This window comes from Saccharopolyspora tripterygii (assembly GCF_054778355.1).
Map to the genome: position 1 here is coordinate 14,974 of NZ_BAAGZP010000057.1, position 20,041 is coordinate 35,014.

The 20,041-nt window shown below is 69.7% G+C and carries 12 protein-coding genes; 10 read left to right on the plus strand and 2 right to left on the minus strand.

All coding sequences use genetic code 11. From position 1 onward, the window contains the following. Positions 1-171: 171 nt before the first annotated feature. A complete protein-coding gene (locus ACYVF3_RS32405; protein ID WP_461158097.1) occupies positions 172-3,387 on the plus strand; it encodes an arabinosyltransferase domain-containing protein in 3,216 nt (1,071 codons plus the stop codon). A gap of 327 nt (positions 3,388-3,714) precedes the next feature. On the opposite strand, the gene ACYVF3_RS32410 is transcribed toward ACYVF3_RS32405, so the two are convergent. Beyond that, on the minus strand, positions 3,715-4,146 hold the full coding sequence (locus ACYVF3_RS32410) for a GtrA family protein (protein WP_461158098.1): 432 nt from the start codon (positions 4,144-4,146) through the stop codon (positions 3,715-3,717). Positions 4,147-4,321: 175 nt separating this feature from the next. On the opposite strand from ACYVF3_RS32410, the gene ACYVF3_RS32415 reads away from it, so the two are divergent. From ACYVF3_RS32415 to ACYVF3_RS32455, 9 genes are all read left to right on the plus strand, one after another. Next, entirely contained in the window at positions 4,322-5,686 is a 1,365-nt protein-coding gene (locus tag ACYVF3_RS32415; protein WP_461158099.1) for an FAD-binding protein, read from the plus strand. 8 nt (positions 5,687-5,694) lie between these two features. Next, positions 5,695-7,047 carry an FAD-binding protein gene (locus ACYVF3_RS32420; protein ID WP_461158113.1) on the plus strand — a complete coding sequence of 451 codons (1,353 nt, stop codon included), beginning with the start codon at positions 5,695-5,697 and terminating at the stop codon, positions 7,045-7,047. Continuing rightward, positions 7,044-7,805: a decaprenylphospho-beta-D-erythro-pentofuranosid-2-ulose 2-reductase gene (locus ACYVF3_RS32425; RefSeq protein ID WP_461158100.1), complete on the plus strand. Its 762-nt coding sequence runs from the start codon at positions 7,044-7,046 to the stop codon at positions 7,803-7,805. The genes ACYVF3_RS32420 and ACYVF3_RS32425 overlap by 4 nt, the downstream gene beginning before the upstream one ends. A gap of 510 nt (positions 7,806-8,315) precedes the next feature. Beyond that, on the plus strand, positions 8,316-9,140 hold the full coding sequence (locus ACYVF3_RS32430) for a class I SAM-dependent methyltransferase (protein ID WP_461158101.1): 825 nt from the start codon (positions 8,316-8,318) through the stop codon (positions 9,138-9,140). 127 nt (positions 9,141-9,267) lie between these two features. Beyond that, entirely contained in the window at positions 9,268-12,444 is a 3,177-nt protein-coding gene (locus ACYVF3_RS32435) for an arabinosyltransferase domain-containing protein (protein WP_461158102.1), read from the plus strand. Between the two features lie 92 nt (positions 12,445-12,536). Then, positions 12,537-15,587, plus strand: coding sequence for an arabinosyltransferase domain-containing protein (locus ACYVF3_RS32440; protein WP_461158103.1), 3,051 nt, complete (start codon positions 12,537-12,539; stop codon positions 15,585-15,587). Between the two features lie 2 nt (positions 15,588-15,589). Beyond that, entirely contained in the window at positions 15,590-16,600 is a 1,011-nt protein-coding gene (locus ACYVF3_RS32445) for a glycosyltransferase family 2 protein (protein WP_461158104.1), read from the plus strand. Further along, on the plus strand, positions 16,587-16,985 hold the full coding sequence (locus ACYVF3_RS32450) for a GtrA family protein (protein WP_461158105.1): 399 nt from the start codon (positions 16,587-16,589) through the stop codon (positions 16,983-16,985). The genes ACYVF3_RS32445 and ACYVF3_RS32450 overlap by 14 nt, the downstream gene beginning before the upstream one ends. After that, positions 16,982-18,244, plus strand: a complete 1,263-nt coding sequence (locus tag ACYVF3_RS32455) for an NAD(P)/FAD-dependent oxidoreductase (RefSeq protein WP_461158106.1) — start codon at positions 16,982-16,984, stop codon at positions 18,242-18,244. Before ACYVF3_RS32450 ends, ACYVF3_RS32455 begins: the two co-directional genes overlap by 4 nt. A 196-nt stretch (positions 18,245-18,440) precedes the next feature. On the opposite strand, the gene ACYVF3_RS32460 is transcribed toward ACYVF3_RS32455, so the two are convergent. Further along, positions 18,441-20,015 (minus strand): alkaline phosphatase D family protein, encoded by a 1,575-nt coding sequence (locus ACYVF3_RS32460; protein WP_461158107.1) that lies wholly within the window; start codon positions 20,013-20,015, stop codon positions 18,441-18,443. Positions 20,016-20,041 lie beyond the last annotated feature (26 nt).

A 20,041-nucleotide genomic window follows, 5' to 3' on the forward strand; every position in this document is an offset into this window, starting at 1 on the left:
CGCAGCTCAACGCGTTACCGCTGGTGTCGATTCGCACACCGCCGGAATGCCGCGAAAGCGCCGGGACCAGCAACTACTATTCTCCCTTTCGTGCTCAGTGGCCAGGAAGACAGCCGCCGAACGGACGACCCTTCGGCGAACAATGGGACCGACCGACCGTCAGCCCGACGGTTGAAGCTCTTCGCGTCCGTTCTGGGGTTGCTGGGCACGGTGCTCGCGCTGGCGCTGCCGTTCCTGCCCGTCAACCACGACATCACGACACTGAAGTGGCCGACCTCGGAAGGCACCAAGTCGGTGTCGGCGCCGCTGATCGGCTACTCGCCGCTGTGGCTCAACGCGGAGATCCCCTGCGCCTCCGCGCGCAGCCTCGACGCGCGCACCACCGGCCCCGCCGTCGTGCTGAGCACCAACCCGCCGTCGTCGGACTACGGCAAGCTCACCGGTCTGACGCTGCAGGTCGACAACGGTCTGCTGACGCTGCTGACCAAGGGCCAGCAGGTCGGCACCGCGGCGCTGCCCGCGGGCGACTGCGCGATCTCGCTGCACTCGGACGGTTTCGGCAGCACCGCCAGCGTCGGCGACCAGTCGATCGCCAACTCGCGCGGTGACCAGCGCCCGCAGCTGACGGGCATCTACTCGGACATCGACGACCGCGTCGACGACGTGCGCGGCCTGTCGTTCGAGGCGCGCGTGGACACCCGCTACGAGAGCCAGGCGACGCCGCTGAAGCTGGTCGTCATCGGGCTCACGGTGCTGGCCTTCATCGGCTCGGTGATCTGCCTGCGCCGCCTGGACGTGCGCGCCGGCCGGCGTCCCCCCAAGTGGCTGGCCAAGGGCTGGTGGAAGCCGACCTTCCGGGACATCGCGGTCATCGGCTCACTGCTCGTGTGGTGGGTCATCGGTGCGATGACCTCGGACGACGGCTACATCCTCAACATCGCGCGCACGCGCGAGAGCTTCGGCTACATCAGCAACTACTACCGCTGGTTCGGTGTCCCGGAGGCACCGTTCGGCTGGTTCTACGAGCTGTACTCGGTGTGGGTGCAGATCTCCACGGCCACGCCGTGGGTGCGACTGCCCGCACTGCTGATGGGCATCGTCAGCTGGATGCTGATCTCGCGGGAGGTGCTGCCGCGGCTGGGCCAGCAGGTCCGGCGGAGCAACGCTGCGGGTTGGGCCGCCGCAGCCGTCTTCCTGGCGTTCTGGCTGCCCTACGACAACGGCCTGCGTCCCGAGCCCGTCGTGGTGCTGTTCTCGCTGCTGGCGCTGTGCGCCGTCGAGCGCGCCGTGGCCACCGACCGGCTGATGCCCGCCGCCCTGGGCCTCGTGGTCGCCGCGCTGTCGGTGGGAGCGAACCCGCACGGCATGGTGTCCGTGCTGCCGTTCGTGGCCGCTCTCAAGCCGCTGTTCCGGTTGGTCCGCAAGCGGGCGCTGGAGTTCGGCTGGGTGCCGGTGCTGGCACCGATCGCCTCGTCCGGCTTCGTGATCCTGACCCTGGTGTTCGCCGACCAGACCTGGCAGTCGGTCATGGACGCGACCGAGCTGCGCACCGACATCGGCCCGAGCCAGAGCTGGTACGAGGAGCTCAGCCGCTACAACCTGCTGTTCAGCCCCACGGCGGACGGTTCGCTGACGCGTCGGTTCCCGGTGCTGCTGGTCATCCTGTGCCTCGTGACCTGCGCGGTGGTGCTGCTGCGCCGTGGCCGCATCCGGGGTGCCGCGCTGGCTCCGAGCCGACGGTTGCTGGCGATCACCGCCATGTCCTTCCTCGTGCTGGTGCTGACCCCCACCAAGTGGTCGCACCACTTCGGCATCTTCGCCGCGACCGGCGGTGCGCTGGCAGCGCTGACCGCGCTCGCCACCAGCAGCACCGTGCTGCGCTCCCGGCGCAACCGGGCGGTGTTCCTCGCGGGCCTGCTGGTGATCCTCGCGTTCGCCGCCACCGGCCCCAACGCCTGGTGGTACGTGTCCGGCTGGGGCGTGCCGTGGTTCAACATGCCGCCGCAGTTCAAGGGGCGGCACCTGAGCACGATGCTGCTGATCGGCGCGTTCATCACGCTGGTCGTGGCGTTCATCGAGCACCTGCGGATCGACCCGCACAACCCGAAGGTCGTCGACGAGCGGTTCACCCGCGAGGAGGGGCGCAGCCGGGCTCTGCGGATGGGCACCGCGCCGCTGTCGATCATCTGCGCGCTGCTGGTGCTGTTCGAACTCGCGAACTTCGGCAAGGTCATCCAGAAGCAGTGGGGCAGCTACAGCCTCGGCGCGGACAACATCAAGCAGATCGTGGGCAGCAGCTGCGGCCTGTCCGACTACATCTACGTCGAGACCAACCCGCAGTCCGGGATGCTGCGCGTGTCCTCCGACCAGCCCTCGAAGGCGGCACCGTCGGAGGACAAGGACATCGGCGTCCCGCCCAAGCGGCTGCAGGACAAGGAAGACGCCGACGAGTACATGCGGGCGAAGCTGCAGGGCTTCAACCGGCCCGGCCTGCCGCCGGGCGACGGCACCGACCCGCAGGAACCCAACTGGAAGCCGCCGCACCAGTTCGGCAACGACAACGCACCCGTGTGGGGCAGCTACGACACCGCGGCCATCGGCACCGGTGAGCTGCGCACCCAGTGGTACGACCTGCCGGAGCGCGCGCAGCGCGGCGAGGTGCCGGTCGTGCTGTCGCTGGCCGGCGCCGAGCTGGGCGCGAACTCGGTGGCGCTGGAGTTCGGCGAGGACACCCCGGACGGCTTCCGGGTCACCGAGCGCAAGTACGTGGTGCAGCGCGAGGGCGGTCCGGGCTGGCGGGACTTCCGCTACACCATCGGCGGCAAGTCCGAGGGCGCCACGAAGATGCGCGTGGTCGCCGTGGACAACGCCCTGGGCCCGAACGGCTGGGTCGCGGTCAGCGCCCCACGCGCGCCGCAGCTGGTAAACATGACCGATTTCGTCGGTGATCAGCCGACGTTCGTGGAGTGGACGGCCGCGCTGGTGCACCCGTGCATGCAGCTCCCGCCCGTGCACCACGGCGTCGCCGAGATCCCGAAGTTCCGGGTGTCGGCGGGTGCCGAGGTCCGCGACATCGGTCAGGGCTGGTCGTCCCCGGACGCCGGTGGACCGTTCGGCTGGCTGAACGTGGCGACGAGCATGCGCGAGCTGCCGACGTACATGAAGAACAACATCCACCGGGACTGGGGTTCGCTGTACGCGGTCGACCCGTACGACGCGGACGCGGTGCCCGCCCAGTCGGCGATGGACGTCCACACGGAGACGCACTGGGGCCGGTGGTCCCCCGGGCCGCTGCCGAAGACGCTGCAGCTGCCGGGCGACGTCCCCAGCTCCGACGACCGCAACGACGTCAAGAGCTTCGAAGCCCCCGAGGAGTCCGACCAGTAGGCCACGGACTCACCACCCGGCAGTTTTGGTCCGAATTGACCCGACATTCCGGACATTGATCATGGACGGTTCAGACCAAAACTGCCCACTCCCCAACCACGCGCAGAAAGCGGCAATGCCGCCCAGGTGAAACCCCAGCCCTCTCCGGTCTCCCGGAGGGGGCTGGGTTGCTCTGGTGGCGGGCGCTGCATCGGGATGGCTCTCCGGCTGGGTCTCCGGGTTGGTGGGAGGTTCTGTTGGGCGGGTGAACGGGTGTTCGGGGTGGCCGCGACGAAAAGGGCGCCTGGCCTGGTGGCCGGGCGCCCTTCGAAGCGTGTTCGCGGTTGGTCAGTCGCGGAAGATGAGGAGCTTGAGCATCACGAAATTGATCATCGTGCCGAGCCCCTGGGCGATGACCCAGAACAGCGTGAACTGCCAGGCCTCCTGCGCGTTGAACAGCACGCACAGCAGCTGGTTGGTGCCGATGTTCACGAAGAACGTCGTGGTGTAGAGCACGGCGAAGGCCCCGGCCTTCGCGGTGGTGTTGCCCTGGCCCGCGCCCTGGAAGGTGAACTTCCGGTTGATCACGTAGGACGCCGTGGTGCCCAGGATGAACGAGATCGACTTGGACAACCAGACCGGCCAGCCCAGCACGCCCAGCAGCAGCGAGTACGTGCCGAAGTCGATGACGGCGCAGCCGCCGCCGATCACGATGAAGCGCGTCAGCTGAGCCACGAGACCCAGCTTCTTCTGGTCGGCTGCGGTATCGGCCACTGTCACAGGTTCACCTTCACGTAACGACGGCAGGACCAAACGCCCAGGACCGTCCGCGCTCAGGATGCCCTGATCGCGGCACACACGTCCCCCGCGAGTGTAGCGATGACGCTTCGCGATCCCCCGGGGACCGCTCGTACCCGGCGGTAGAAGAACCCGATGCGCGGATAGACTCGGCTGGGTGGGATCGGTAAAGGACGAGTTGCAGACGCTGACCGGCTGGGGGCGCACGGCGCCCACCAGGGCACACGTCGTCAGCACTCCGGACGTCGAGGTCATCGCCGAGACGGTCCGGAAGGCGGGCGAACGCGGCGTCATCGCGCGCGGCCTGGGCCGCAGCTACGGCGATCCATCGCAGAACGCGGGCGGCGTGGTCATCGACATGACCGCTCTGGACCGCGTGCACAAGATCGATGTCGATGACGCCGTGGTGGACGTCGACGCCGGGGTCTCGCTGGACACCCTGATGCGCCGGCTGCTGCCGCACGGGCTGTGGATCCCCGTGCTGCCGGGCACCCGCCAGGTCACCGTCGGCGGTGCCATCAGCTCCGACATCCACGGCAAGAACCACCACTCGCAGGGCAGCTTCGGCAGTCACGTGCTGTCGCTGGACCTGCTCACCGCGGACGGCGAGGTCCGCACCCTCAAGCCCGAGGGCAAGACCTCGGAGCTGTTCTGGGCGACGGTCGGGGGCATGGGCCTGACCGGCATCATCACCAGGGCCACCGTCAAGCTCAAGCGCGTCGAGACCGCCTACTTCGTGGTCGACAACGTGCGGACGAAGAACCTGGACGAGCTGATCGAGCACTTCACCGACGGCTCGGACGCCAACTACGTGTACTCGGTGGCCTGGTTCGACTCGCTCGCCCGCGGGGAGAACCTGGGCCGCGCACTGCTGACCCGGGGCAACTCGGCGACGCTCGAAGACCTGCCGAAGAAGCTGCGCAAGGACCCGTTGAAGTTCAACGCCCCGCAGCTGATGACCGCTCCCCCGGTCTTCCCGAACGGGCTGGTCAACAAGTACACGATCACCGCGTTCAACGAGGTCTGGTACCGCAAGGCACCGACCAGGTTCGGCGCGGTGCAGAACATCACGCAGTTCTTCCACCCGCTGGACCTGGTCGGCGAGTGGAACCGCGTCTACGGCCCGAACGGCTTCCTGCAGTACCAGTTCATGGTGCCGTTCGGCCAGGAAACGATGTTCCGCCGGTCCATCGACAAGATCAGCGCCTCGGGCCACGTGTCGTTCCTGAACGTGCTCAAGACGTTCGGCCCGGGCAACGACGCCCCGATGTCCTTCCCCCGGGAGGGCTGGACGCTGACCGTCGACATCCCGATCACACCGGGGCTGGACCGGCTCTGCCAGGAGCTGGACGAGATGGTCCTCGACGCCGGAGGCCGGTTGTACCTGGCCAAGGAGTCGCGGACCAATGCCGAGATGATCGAGAAGATGTACCCGCGCATCGACGAGTGGCGCAAGGTTCGCGCCGGGGTCGACCCGCAGGGCATCTTCGTCTCCGACCTTTCGCGAAGGCTGGGCCTGTGACCGCAGCAATGGAGAACCGCACGCTGACCGGTTGGGCACGAACCGCGCCGTCCCGGGCGCGCGTGCTCAGCACGACCGACGTCGACGCCATCGCCGAGGCGGTGCGCACCGCCGACGCGCGGGGCGTCATCGCCCGCGGCCTGGGCCGCAGCTACGGCGACGTCGCGCAGAACGCCGGTGGCGTGGTCATCGACATGACCGCGCTCAACCGCGTCCACGACATCAACCCGGACACCGCCATCGTCGACGTCGACGCGGGCGTGAGCCTGGAAGAGCTGATGAAGGCCGCGCTGCCCTACGGCCTGTGGGTCCCGGTGCTGCCGGGCACCCGGCAGGTCACGGTGGGTGGCGCGATCGCCAACGACATCCACGGCAAGAACCACCACAGCGCGGGCAGCTTCGGCAACCACGTGGTGGCGATGGACCTGCTGACCGCCGACGGCGAGATCCGCACCATCACGCCGAACGGACCGGACGCCGAGCTGTTCTGGGCGACCGTGGCGGGCATCGGTCTGACCGGCATCATCCTGCGCGCCTCGATCCGGATGACCCGGACCGAGACCGCGTACTTCATCGCCGATGCCGACCGGACCGCGAACCTCGACGAGACGATCGCGCTGTTCAACGACGGCTCCGACGACAAGTACACCTACTCGTCGGCGTGGTTCGACTCGATGTCCACCGGTCCGAAGCTGGGGCGCGGTGCGTTCGGCCGCGGTTCGCTGGCGACCCTCGACCAGCTGCCGCCGAAGCTGCGCGCCGACCCGCTGAAGTTCGACGCTCCGCAGCTGCTGACGCTGCCGGATGTCTTCCCGCCGCGGCTGGCCAACAAGCTGACCTTCGGCACCATCGGCGAGCTCTACTACTGGAAGACGCCGAAGCGCGGCCGGGACCTGATCCAGAACCTGACGGCCTTCTACCACCCGCTGGACCTCATCGGCGAGTGGAGCCGCGCGTACGGTTCGCAGGGCTTCCTGCAGTACCAGTTCTCGCTGCCCTACGGCAAGGACGAGGACCTCAAGCGGATCATCCGCAAGGTCGCCGCGTCCGGGAACGTGTCGTTCCTCAACGTCATCAAGAAGATGGGCGAGGGCAACCGGGCACCGCTGTCCTACCCGCACCCCGGCTGGCTGGTGTGCCTGGACTTCCCGATCGTCGACGGTCTGGGCAAGTTCTGCACCGAGCTGGACGAGGACGTGCTCTCCCTCGGCGGCCGGCTGTACACCGCCAAGGACTCGCGCACGACCGCGGAGGCGTTCCACCAGATGTACCCGCGGGTGGACGAGTTCAAGAAGATCCGCCAGACCATTGACCCCGAAGGCAAATTCGCCTCAGACATGAGCCGGAGGCTTGAGCTGTGATCGACGCTGTTGGCAACCCCCAATCCCTGCTGGTGCTCGGCGGAACGTCTGACATCGCCCTGACCACCGCGAAGCAGTACGCGCAGACCCGCCCGCTGCGGGTCGTGCTGGCCGACCGGCCCGAGGAGTCCGAGCGCCTCGAAGCCGCCGCCGAGGAGCTGCGCAAGACCGGCAGCACGGTGTCGATCCTGCACTTCGACGCCCGCAAGCCGGAGACGCACTCGGAGGTCATCGACAAGGCCTTCGCCGACGGAGACGTCGACGTCACCCTGATCGCCTTCGGCATCCAGGGCGACAACGAGAAGGGCTGGACGGACTTCGAGGCCGCCCGCGCCGTCGCCGACATCAACTACGTCGCCCCGGTGGGCCTGGGCGTGCTGCTGGCCAACAAGCTCAAGAAGCAGGGCCACGGCAGCATCGCCGTGATGGCCTCCCCCGCCGGTGAGCGCGCTCGCCGCTCGAACTTCGTCTACGGCTCCTCCAAGGGCGGCCTGGACATCTTCTACACGGGCCTCACCTACGCGCTGGAGGAGCACGGCGTGAAGGTCACCGTGATCCGGCCGAACTTCGTGCACACGAAGCTGACCGCGGGCATGAAGCCGCCGCCCATGTCGCAGACCCCCGACCAGGTCGCCGCGTCGATCATCGACGGCGTCCGCAAGGGCAAGGAAGAGGTCTACGCGCCCGGCCAGATGCGCTGGGTCATGTTCGTGCTCAAGCACGTTCCGCGCTTCATCTTCAAGAAGCTGCCGTTCTGATCGAACCGGCTTCGGCCGAAAGGGGCCGTCGGGTGAATCCCGGCGGCCCCTTTCGCTTTTCCCGGGTTGACCGGCCTTCGGGACGAGGGCCACAATGCGAGCTCTGCCGTCCGGTTTGTCCAGACCACTGACGAGAATTTCTCGATCGGGACAAAAAGTGCCGCGCGACGGGCAACGTTTCACCGTCGCGAAACGATCTGTAACTGTGCGGGTGTTGCGTCACCCGCACCCAGCTTCCGGAGCGCGGCGCGCATCAGGAAGCGCGGATGCCCGGAGAAGTGGGGTTCACCAGGCATCCGCGTCCGTGGGTCCTCCGCCTGCCATCAACTCCGGGGGACCCACGGAACGTCCGCGAGCGGACGTCCTTCCGACGTCCCGGACCGTTCCGGGGTTTCCCTCCAACGCCGAACCGGCCCCCGAGAAACGATTTTCGCCCGTTCGGCCTATCAAGGACGCGTTGTTCGCGGACTGCACGTGGGCGCCTGGACACCCCCAGTAACCTGATCTTCCGTGGACGACTTCGAGACGGCCATCGCCGAGTACTACCGGCTTGGCCCGGAGCGGGATCGCCTCAGCACCTGGGGATATCTGGAAGCACTGCGGACCGCTGAACTGCTGGGCCGGTACCTGCCGCCCGCGCCGGGCGTCGTCTACGACGTCGGCGGTGCCGAGGGCGCCTACGCCCTGCCGCTGGCGCGCGACGGCTACGAGGTGCACCTGGTCGACGCGTGGGGCCCGCACGTCGCGGCCGCCGCCGAGGCCTCCGCCGCGCAGCCCGCCGCCCCGCTGGCCGGCTGCACCGTCGGCGACGCCCGGGACCTGTCCTTCGACGACGGCACCGCCGACGCCGTGCTGCTGCTCGGCCCCCTCTACCACCTGCTGGAACGCGCCGACCGGCTGCTCGCGCTGCGCGAGGCGCACCGGGTGCTCAAACCGGGCGGCGTGCTGCTGGCGGCCGCGGTGTCGCGCTACGCCTCCACCTTCGACGGGGTGGCGATGGGCGACATCGTCAACCCCGACTTCCAGGAGCTCGTGGAAGGCGCGCTGCGCGACGGCCTGCACCGCAACACCAGGCCCGACGAGTTCCCGCGCTGGTTCACCCTCACCTACTTCCACCGGCCCGCCGACCTGCGCGACGAGGTCGCCGACGCGGGTTTCCGGTCGATCGAGCTGGTGGGCGTGGAGAGCGTCGCGGCGTGGGCCGCCGACACCCGCAGGCTGGCCGAGCCGGAGTACCGCGACGCGACGCTGCGCGCGATCCGCCGCGTCGAGTCGGCCCCGGAGCTGCTGGGCGCGAGCCCGCATCTCATGGCGGTCGCACGCAGGTCCCACTGACGTCACTTCGGCGATCTCTCCGGCGTGTCGGGCAACCCCCGGTGTGGGCCCGGTCGTGAAACTGCATGAGACTCAACGCGGTTCCCGCACCGGCATCAGCACCACCACCCCCGGGAGAACGAGCAGGGTGAAGTACCTGACGAGCACGACACCGGTCGAGCCGGCCGCAGAACCCCACGTCGAGGAGGACTCGCGACGCTCGGCGCTGGGCAGGTGGCTGGCGCACGTGATCGCGCTGTGCCTGGGTGTCGCGGGGTTGTGCTGCGCGGTCGCGCTGCCGCTCGCCCCGGTGCTCGTCGACCGCACCGAGGTGCACTGGCCGGCGGTGACCGACGAGAACCCCACGACCACTGCGTTCCTCACGCCGTACCGGCCCGCCGAGTTCACCGCGACGGCGCCGTGCGCGACGATGCGCGCCGCCCAGGCGCGCTCCGAGCCGACGACGGTGCTGAGCACGCTGCCGCCGGGCAGCGACCGCGAGGGCCTGACCCTGTCCACTCAGGACGGCGAACCCCGGTTGCTGCTGGGAGAGCGCGAGATCCAGCTGCCCGCCGGTTCCTGCGGCCTGACCGTGCGCGGCGACGGCGCGGGCTCGGTCGTGGAACCCGCCGGGCGTGCGCCGATCGCGCTGCCCGGTGTTCCGGCACCGGAGGTGTTCACCTTCGCCACCGCGCTGGAGCCCGAGCAGCTGCGCGGGCTCTCGGTCACCGCGCGGACCTACGCATGGGGCGAGTCCTCGCCCACCGAGACCAAGGACGGCCTGGTCGAGTCGGCGCTGCTGCTCGCGGTGTGCTCGTTGCTGCTGCTGTTCGCGCACACCCCTCCGGTGCTGCGCGGCCTCCGCCCGCACCCGCTGCTGTGGCCGGTGGACGCCGGTGTGGCGGCGGTGATCTGGACGTGGCTGTTCATCGGGCCGCTCACCGACGACGACGGCTTCGCGATGATGACCGTCCGCAACTACGCCGAGACCGGCGACGTCGGCAACTACTACCGGTGGTTCAACGCCTCCGAAGCCCCCTTCACCCTGGTGCAGCACTTCATGCGCTGGTGGTCGGCCGACGGCCTCGAACCGTTCTGGCTGCGGGTGCCCAGCGCCGCGGCCGGTCTGCTGCTCTGGCTGGTGGTCAGCCGCGGCATCGTGGCGCCGGTCTGCCAGGGCAGCAGACGACTTCCGGTGCACCTGGTCACCGCGGTGTTCTTCCTGGCCTGCTGGCTGCCCTTCGGCCTGGGCATCCGGCCGGAACCGTTCCTGGCGCTGGGCACCTCGATCCTGGTCGCGGCTCTGCTGCGGGCCTCGCGCAGCAGCGCGCCGTTCGGCTGGCTGGGCGTCGCGGCGCTCGCGTGCGGGCTGACCGCGGCGATCACCCCGACCGGCGTCAGCGCGGCCCTGGTGGTGCTGGTGTTCGCGCCCCGGATCTGGACCTTGCTGATGCGACGGGGCGCGCTGCCGCGCTGGGCGCTGGTCCCGACGCGGATCGCGCTGCTGGCGAGCCTGGGTTCGGTGGGGCTGGTGGCGATGTTCGCCGACTCGTCCTTCAACGGCGTGCTCCGCGCGACCGAGGTGCACGACGAGTTCGGGCCGAGCCTCGGCTGGTACGAGGAGATCGACCGCTACGCGAAGCTGCTGGGCACCACCATGTGGGGCTCGGCGGGCAAGCGCATGGTCGTGTTCCTGGTGATCACGGCCGTCCTGATCGCCGCGGCGTGCGCGATGCGACGGCTGCACCGGACCACCGCCATGACGGACCTGCCGGTGCTGCTGGGTTCGGTGGCGGCCGTCCTGGCGGCCTTGTGGCTGACGCCGTCGAAGTGGACCCACCACTTCGGCGCGCTGATCGGGCTCGGTCCCGCGCTGGTGGCGGTGACGGTGGTGCTGCTGGTGCGCGTCGGCGGGCTCGCCGACGGGCAGCGGGAATCCCGCCTGCTGGGCGTTTTCGGGACGCTGGCGGCCTCCGTCGCGGCGGGCCTGGCGTTCCTGGGCCCGAACGCGTGGCCGTGGCAGTCGGACCTGGCGATGCCGTGGGCGGACACCCCGGTCCGGCCGGACCTCCCGCTGGACAGCCCAGTGCTGTGGGCGCTGCTGGGCGCGGTCGCCGGGCTGGTGACGCTGATCGGTCTGCTGATCCGGATGCGGCTGCGCTCCCGCGCCCTCGGCGGTCTGATGTGGACGATCGCGCCCGCCTCGGTGCTGACCGGGTCCGCGCTGGCGATGGCGCTGGTGCTGCTGGGCTCGTTCCTGTCGGTGCCGGAGACGATGGGCGACCGGTTCTCGGTGGCCCGGATGAACCGGCTCGGCCACGAGGCGTCCAGCTGCGGCCTGGAGGACGAGGTCCAGGCTCTGCCGATCGCGGAGTCCCTCACACCGCTCGACCGCGACGACACCGGGGAGCTGGAGGGATTCGTCGCGGGCGGAGCTCCGCCGCAGGAACCGGACCTCCGGCTGGAGCACCCCGGCGAGCCGCTGCGGCAACCCGAACCGGTCGATCCCGAGGCACCGCGCGCCGACGAACCCGTCGCGCGGCAGGCCAGCGAGTTCGCCTGGACCAGCCAGGACGGCGGTCCGCAGAACACCGGCACGCTGATCGCCCCGTGGTTCGGCCTGCCGAAGCTGGACGCGCGGCAAACCCTGTCGCTGTGGGTGTCCGGCCGCCCCGAGCAGGGCAACTCGCTGACCTTGGAGTTCGCGGCCGGGAAGCGTCCGCTGGGCCGCGTGGAACTCCGCGACCCGCCGCCCGCCGACCTGCCCTACGAGGACCCACGGCACGGCCGCGACGTGGACTGGCGCGACTTCACCCCCTGGCGCTCGATGACCGTCGAACCCGGCGACATCCCCGCCGGCGCCGACCGGGTCCGGGTGCTGGCCACCGACCGCAGCACCGACGCGCAGGGCTGGCTGAGCTTCAGCGGACCGGTCGTGCGCGACGTGGTCGGTCTGCGGCAGGCGCTGGATTCGCGGGGACCGCTGCTGGTCGACTGGCCGATGAGCTTCGTGTTTCCCTGCCGCACCGACTACCCGCAGGTCGGCCACGGCCTCGCGGCGAGCCCGCGGATGCTGATCACGCCGCCGGAGGGCGAGTACTCGATGGGCTACGACGCCAACCTCGGCGGTGTGTTCGCCGGAGTTCCCCTGCTCACGGAACGCATGGAGCTGCCCACCCGGCTGCGCGGAACGCCGGGCTACGACTGGGGTCACCTGCTCGTGGTCCGCTACGAACGCGAACGCGATTCCTACACCACGACTCGCCAGCGCGAACGCATCGGCGGCGCCGAAGGGGACGGCGCTTACCCGTTCGAGCAGGAGTGATCGTTTGTGCGAACCGGCGCGCGATGACCGAAACTGATGTTCCCGGGACCGATGTGCGGATGACCTGCTGAGATCGCTGAACTGGGGGGACAGTGCTGGACGGGATCGAGCGAACCGCGGACGCCCCACCGCCGATGCCCGCCGCCCACCCCCGCCGGCGCGTCGCGAGCACCCTCGCGCTGATCGTCGGCGTCCTCGCCGCGCTGGCCGCGATCGCCGTCCCGTTCGCCCCGGTCGTCGGCGACCGCGTCACGGTCACCTGGCCGATGGCCGGGCAGCCGCCGGAGAGCACGCTCGCCTTCGTCGTGCCCTACCACCCGGACGAGGTGCACGTCCGGGTTCCGTGCGAGGTCGTCCGCGCAGGTCAGCAGCGTGGTGAGTCGACGACCCTGGTGTCGTCCCGGCCTTCCGGACAGCCCACCGAGGGCTTCGCGGTCACCACCGCCCAGGATCACGTGATCGCCCTGGTCGCGGGTCGGGAAGCGCTGCGCGCGCCGATCGACGAGGCCTGCGACGTGTCGATCGACGGCGGGCCGTCCAGCGCCACCGCGCGCATCGGCGACCGGACGGCCGCCGTTCCGGCCGGGATCCGCGACATCGTCGCGTTCACCACCGACCTCTCCCCCGACCAGGCCGCCGGAACCCAGGTCGAGGTGGTCACCGCCAACTGGTTCGAAACCTCGCCCGCTCAGGCGAAACTCCTGCTCATCGCCGTCCAGGCGCTGCTGGTGGCAGCGGGTTTCGCGATCCTGGCGGTGCTGGACCGACGACGCCGCCGGGACCTCGAACGTCCGGTCCAGCGGCCCCTGCACCGCCTGCTCGGCTACGGCATCGACCTCGGCCTGGTGGCGGTCCTGGCCGGCTGGTGGCTGGTCGGCCCCAACGGTCCCGACGACTCGTTCGCCTCGGTGACCGCGCAGAACGGGCTGCGCACCGGCGACATCGGCAACTACTACCGCTGGGAGAACGCCTCCGAAGCTCCCTTCACGCTGGTCCAGCAGATGCTCATGCACGTCGCCGACTGGAACCAGAACCCGCTGGCCATGCGCATTCCCAGCATCCTGGCCGCGCTGGTGACCTGGCTGGTGCTCAGCCGGGGCGTGCTCGGCGCGGCCATGCCCGGCCAGCACCACCGGCCGCTGATCCGCGCGCTGGCCGCGCTGGCGTTCCTGTCCTGGTGGCTGCCGTTCGGGATGGGCGTGCGGCCGGAGGCGTTCGAAGCGCTGGGGCTCACCGTCGTGCTGGCTGCCGTGCTGCAGGCCGCCCGCACCGAGCGGCGGGTGTGGCTCGGGGTCGCCGCCCTGGCCGCGGGCCTGTCGATCGCGATCAACCCGATGGGCATCACCGCGATCGCCCCGTTCGTCGTGCTCGCGCCCCGCCTGTGGCGGATGGCCGGGGTCGGGGTGGCCGCGCTGCTGGCCGGGATCGCCTCGTTCGGCCTGGTGGTGATGTTCGCCGACCAGTCCCTGTTCGGCGCCGCCAAGGCCACCGACCTGCACGGCTACTACGGACCCGACGTGCCGTGGTTCCAGGAGGTGATGCGCTGGCAGTACCTGCTGGGCTTCGACCTCCAGGGCGACGTCGCCCGCCGCGCCGCCATCCTGCTCACACTGGTCGTCGCGGCCTTCAGCACCGCGCTCCTCCTGCGCACCCGCAGCGCGAAGGCAGGGGACCGCGGACCGCTGGGCGGCGCGGGGCTGCGGTTCGCGCACGTACCGGTGGCGTCGTTGCTGATCAGCATGGCCCTGATGACGTTGACGCCGTCGAAGTGGACGCACTACTTCGGCGCGCTCGCCGGCGTGGGAGCCGCTACCCTGACCGCGGGCGCGGTGCTGATCGGCGTCGCCGCCGTCACCGCGAGCCGGGACCGAGCGGTGCTGATCGCCGGACTGGTGGGAACCGCGCTCGCCGTCGGCGCGGCGGCGCTGGTGTTCTCCGGCAAGAACAACTGGTTCCTGCACTCCCAGTACGGGGTGCCCTGGGGCGAAGGCCCGGTCCGGCCGCTGCACAACCCGCTGTGCTGGCTGCTCGTCGCCGGGCTTCTGGTGGCCGCGTCCGCGCTGGTCGGGAAGGGCGACGACCGGGTGCGACGCGCGCTGATCCGCGCGCCGATGCTGGTCTGCGTCACGGCGATGGGGGTGGCGGTGACGATCGTGCTGGGTTCCTTCGCGGTCGCTCCGATCCGGCAGGGCGACGCCTACTCCATCGGCGGGCAGGGCATCGCCGCAGCGCGCGGCGGGAGCTGCGGCATCGCCGACAAGATCGTGGTCACCCCGGACCTCGCACCGCTGCGCGGCGGCGACGGCGCCGAGATGGCCGGGTTCACCGAAGGCACCGGGTTCGCACCGGGTTTCACCCCACCCGAGAACGTCCCCGTGTGGGGAAGCCTGACCGGTGGGCAGATCAACACCGGGACGCTGACCACCGGCTGGTTCCCGCTGCCCGCGCTCGCCCCCGACCAGGAGCTCGCCTTCGGCGTGGCCGGGCGCAGCGGCGACGGGAACCGGGTCGCGCTGGAGTTCTCCGGCCCCGGCGGCACCCGGGAGGTCGTCCTCGACGACACCTGGATGGACGCCGACGAGCGCGAGACCTACCCGACCGACCACGTCATCGAGGACGAGCCGCAGGACCACCCGGGCTGGCGGGACATGCACCTGTCCCCCGCCCAGATCCCCGCTGGCGCCGAGCAGGTCCGCATCACCGCGACCGACGGCACGACCGACCCGGCCGGCTGGCTCGCGGTCAGCGGCCCGCGGCTGCGGCAGGTCATCCCGCTCACCGAGTACATGCAGGACCGGGCGCCGACCTACGTCGACTGGTCGATGACCTGGAACATGCCGTGCCTGCGGGATCTCCCGAAGGTCGGCGGCGGACTCGTCGAAGCGCCCGCCTACCTGATCACCCCGCCCGGCTCGATGGGTTTCGGCGGCACCGCCGCGTTCGAGCGCGGCATCGGCGGCGCGTTCGCCGGGGTGCGCGACGTCGGTGCTCAGGAGGAGATCCCGACGAGGCTCAACGGTTACGAGAAGACACCCGAATATTCCGAGTGGGGCCACCTCATCGAGGTGCAATACCCCTACCCGGGCAACCGATTCGACGTCCACCGCGTTGAAGCTCAACGGTGGGGTTGGCGAGGGGAGTGACCATGGCCGACACGATGCGCCACGAGGTCGGGATACCGGTACCGCAGCAGGCACGAACCTCCGATGCCGAGGCACCGCAGCTGATCTCCTACGTGCTGCCGGTCTACAACGAGGCCGAGGGGATCAAGCACTTCCACACCGAGCTGACCTCCGCTGTCGCCCAGCGGCCCGAGTTCGACTTCGAGTTCATCTACGTCAACGACGGCTCCGCCGACGGCTCGCTGCGCATCCTGCACGACATGGCGAAGAACGACCCGCGCGTGCGGGTGATCGACTTCGCGCGCAACTTCGGCCACCAGATCGCCATCACCGCGGGCCTGGACTACGCGGCGGGCCAAGCCGTGATCGTGATGGACACCGATCTGCAGGACCCGCCGCGGGTGAGCCTGGAGATGATCGACGCCTGGCTGGCCGGCGCGGAGGTCGTGCAGGCCCGGCGGCGGACCCGGCGCGACACCCCGTTCAAGCGCGCCACCGCGCACTTCTACTACCGGGTGCTGCGCAGCTGCTCCGACGTCGACATCCCGGTCGACACGGGCGATTTCCGGCTGCTCAACCGGCGTGCCGCCGAGGAGCTGCGCAGCTTCCGGGAACGCAGCCGGTTCATCCGCGGCATGGTCGCCTCGATGGGCTTCAACCAGCAGGAACTGCTCTTCGACCGGGACGAGCGGGTCGCGGGCGAGACCAAGTACCCGATGCGCAAGATGCTCCGGCTGGCCGCCGACGGCGTCACCGGGTTCTCCACCGCGCCGCTCAAGCTGATCACCCGGATGGGGTTCGCGGCCCTCGCCCTGGCGTTTCTGGGGATCATCTACTCGGTAACGCTGCGGCTCTTCTTCCCCGAAGTCACCGTCTCGGGGTGGACGATGCTGATGGTCGTGATGCTGTTCCTCGGCGGTCTGCAGATGCTGTCGCTGGGAGTCATCGGCAGCTACATCGGCCGCATCTACAGCGAAGTGCAACAACGACCCCTCTACATCGTCCGGGATGTGATCCGGCATGACGAAGATTGAGCCGCGTCCTCGGCTGATCAGCCGAGAACTGCTGCTCTACACGGTGATCGGCGGCAGCGGCGTGCTGCTGGACTACCTGCTGTTCCTGGTGCTGTTCAACTACTTCGGGATGCACCACCAGCTGGCCAACGTGCTGAGCACGACGGCGGGGATCACCAACAACTTCGTGCTCAACTCGCTGTTCAACTTCCGCAAGACGGACCGGATCGTGGTGCGGTTCCTGCGGTTCTACGCTGTGGGCATCGCCGGGATCGTGCTGACGTTCCTGCTGCTGGCGGTGTTCTCCACGTGGATCGGGATCGATGCGAACCTGGTCAAGCTCGCCAGCCTCCCGGTGGTCCTGCTGTTCCAGTACACGATCAACAAGAGGTGGAGTTTCGGATGAGAGTGGGGATCGTCGGCGCCGGCGCCACCGGGCTGACCGCGGCCTTCGACGCGGTGCGCGCCGAACACGACGTGACGGTGCTGGAAGCCTCCGCCGAACTCGGCGGGCTCGCGGCGTCCATCGAGGTCGGCGGCACCCCGCTGGAGCGCTTCTACCACCACAGCTTCCGCAGCGACGAGGCGATGATCGAGCTGATCGACGACCTCGGGCTCAGCGACAAGCTGCGGTTCCACAAGCCGACCACCGGTGTGTACTTCAAGGGCGAGCTGCACGACTTCGGCACCCCGCTGGAGATGCTGAAGTTCCCCGAGTTCTCGATGCTCGACCGGTTGCGGTTCGGCGCATCGGCCGCGGCGCTGAAGGTGATCCGCGACGGCTCCCGGTTCAACGGGGTCCGCGCGCTGGACTGGATGCGGCGCTGGGCGGGCGAGAAGGTCACCTCGACGATCTGGGAACCGCTGCTGCAGGGCAAGTTCGGCGAGCACGCCGAGGAGATCTCGATGGCGTGGCTGTGGGCCAGGATCCACTGCCGCACCTTCGAACTCGGTTACGTCCACGGCGGTTTCGACCAGGTCTACCGCGCGCTGACCGAGGCGGTCACCGAGCGCGGCGGGAAGATCGAGTTCAGCAAGCCGGTCTCGTCCATCACCCAGCCCTCGGAATCGGTGCTGGTGGGAGCCTCGGACGGCAGCAGCTACGAGTTCGACCACCTCATCGTCACGGTCCCGCAGCCCGTCTTCGCCAAGGCCGCCGACATCGAGTCCGACGACGTGCTCTGGCGCAACCAGTACCTGGGCGCCACCTGCTTCATCCTCGAGGTGGACCGCAGCGTCATCCCGCACTACTGGCTCAACATCAACGACCCGGAGTTCCCGTTCCTGGCGGTCGTCGAGCACACGAACATGGTCGACCGGCAGGAGTACGACGGGAACCACGTCGTCTACGTAGGCAACTACGTCCCGCGCGACGACTGGCGGTTCACCACCGACCCGGCAGAGCTGCTGCAGAACTACATCCCGTGGCTCAAGCGGCTCAACCCGGAGTTCGACGAGTCCTGGATCAAGAACTGGCACTTCTCCAAGGCCGGTTTCGCGCAGCCCATCGTCACCCCGACGTACCGCTCGCTGATCCCGCCGCACAAGACCCACATGCCCGGCGTCACCCTGGCCACGATGTCCCAGATCTACCCCCAGGACCGCGGCCAGTCCTACGCCATCGCCATGGCCCACCAGATCACCGAATCCCTGGGCCTCCGCTGAACCTCAACCCACCCTGCGGCTCGGCCTGCCCTGCGGCTCGGTCTGCCCTGCTGCTGGTCGGTGCCCGGCGGCTCGGTCCACTGCCCGGTGACTCTCGTTTTCGTGGTGTGGGGGTGGGGGGAAGTTTTCATGAAAACTTCCCCCACCCCGTACGAGACCGAACCCCGGCACTCGAACTTCGAGGTAGCGGCCCGGATCAGGCCTCGTCGAGGCCCGGGGCGCCGTCGTGGATGGTCAAGGTGGCCAGGTCGTGCACCGGGGCTCCGGGCTCGGAGACGTGGGGCAGGACCTTGTAGGTCGCCTTCATCTCCGTTTCGGTGATCTTGGTGGAGATGTAGCCGCGCTGGTTGTTGTAGAGCCGGACGTGGGGGTTCTCGGCCAGGTAGGCCTTCTCCTCCTCCGTCAGCTCGGCCGAGCCGTCGCCGCCGCTGGTGATGGACGTGGCGGTGAACTCGGTGGCCACGACGTCCTCGCCGTCGCGGATCTCGTTCGCCCAGTGCGTGTGCACGTCACCGGTCAGCACGACCGGGTTGCGGGTGCGCGCCTGCTTCCAGCCCTGGATGACCCGCTGCCGCGAGCCGACGTAGCCGTCCCAGGCGTCCGGGTTGAAGGCCCTCTCCTGCCCGTTCTGGTAGTCGATCTCGGCGAACATGACCTGCTGCCCCAGCACGTCCCAGCGCGCCCGCGAGGAGCGCAGGCCCTGCAGCAGCCAGCGCTCCTGCTCGGCACCGGTGAGGCTGCGCCGCGGGTCCAGCCGGGCCGGGTCCTGGGTCGGGAACTCGTCGTTGCCGACCTGGTCGTCGCGGTACTGGCGGGTGTCGAGCATGTGGAAGGTCGCCAGCGACCCCCACTCGACCCGCCGGAACAGCCGCAGATCGATGCCCCGAGGCAGCTGGGATCGGCGGAGCGGCATGTTCTCGTAGTAGGCCTTGAAGGCGGCCGCGCGGCGCTCCCGGAAGTGCGGCTGCGGCTCGTCCGGGTGCTCGTAGACCTCGTCCGCCCAGTTGTTGTCCACCTCGTGGTCGTCCCAGACCACCACCCACGGTGCCGCGGCGTGCGCGTGCTGCAAGTCGGCGTCGGACTTGTACTGGGCGTGCCGCTGCCGGTAGTTGGCCAGCGTCTCGGTCTCCGGCCCGGCGTGGTCGCGGACGTTGCCGCCCGGGATCTCGTAGTCGCCCGCCTGGTACTCGTACTGGTAGTCGCCCAGGTGCAGGACCAGGTCCGGACGCTCGTCGCCGAGGTGCCGGTAGGCCGTGAAGTAGCCGTGCTCGTACTGGGCGCAGGAGGCGAAGGCCATCGACAGCTCGCCCATCGTGCCCGGCAGCGGCGCCGTCCGGGTGCGCCCGGCGGGTGAGACCGAGCCCTCCGCGCGGAACCGGTAGAAGTAGTCGCGCCCGGGACGCAGGCCCTCCAGCTCGACGTGCACGCTGTGGCCCATCTCGGGCGCCGCCTGCGCCTCACCGCGCCGCACGACGCGGGTGAACCTCTCGTCCTCGGCGACCTCCCACTGCACCGGGACGGTCTTGGCCGGCATACCGCCCGCACCATCCTCGGCGAGCGGGTCGACGGCCAGGCGCGTCCACAGCACGAAACCGTCCGGGAGCGGATCACCGGAGGCCACGCCGAGGGTGAACACCTCCCCTCGCCGGGGTGCGCCCGCGCCGGGCAGCGACAGCGCGGAAGGGGCGGCGGCGACGGTCAGCGCGGCCGCACCGGCAGCGCCACCGATCAGCACGCCGCGGCGGGAGAACAGCGAATCGGACTTGTCCATCGGGTCGGTCCTCCATCGGATTCGGG

Excerpts from the sequence above, each read along its gene's own strand:
- ACYVF3_RS32450 (WP_461158105.1), top strand. The coding sequence starts at position 16,587 with ATGACGAAGATTGAGCCGCGTCCTCGGCTGATCAGCCGAGAACTGCTG.
- ACYVF3_RS32420 (WP_461158113.1), top strand. The coding sequence starts at position 5,695 with ATGGAGAACCGCACGCTGACCGGTTGGGCACGAACCGCGCCGTCCCGG.
- ACYVF3_RS32445 (WP_461158104.1), top strand. The coding sequence starts at position 15,590 with ATGGCCGACACGATGCGCCACGAGGTCGGGATACCGGTACCGCAGCAG.
- ACYVF3_RS32460 (WP_461158107.1), bottom strand. The coding sequence starts at position 20,015 with ATGGACAAGTCCGATTCGCTGTTCTCCCGCCGCGGCGTGCTGATCGGT.
- ACYVF3_RS32455 (WP_461158106.1), top strand. The coding sequence starts at position 16,982 with ATGAGAGTGGGGATCGTCGGCGCCGGCGCCACCGGGCTGACCGCGGCC.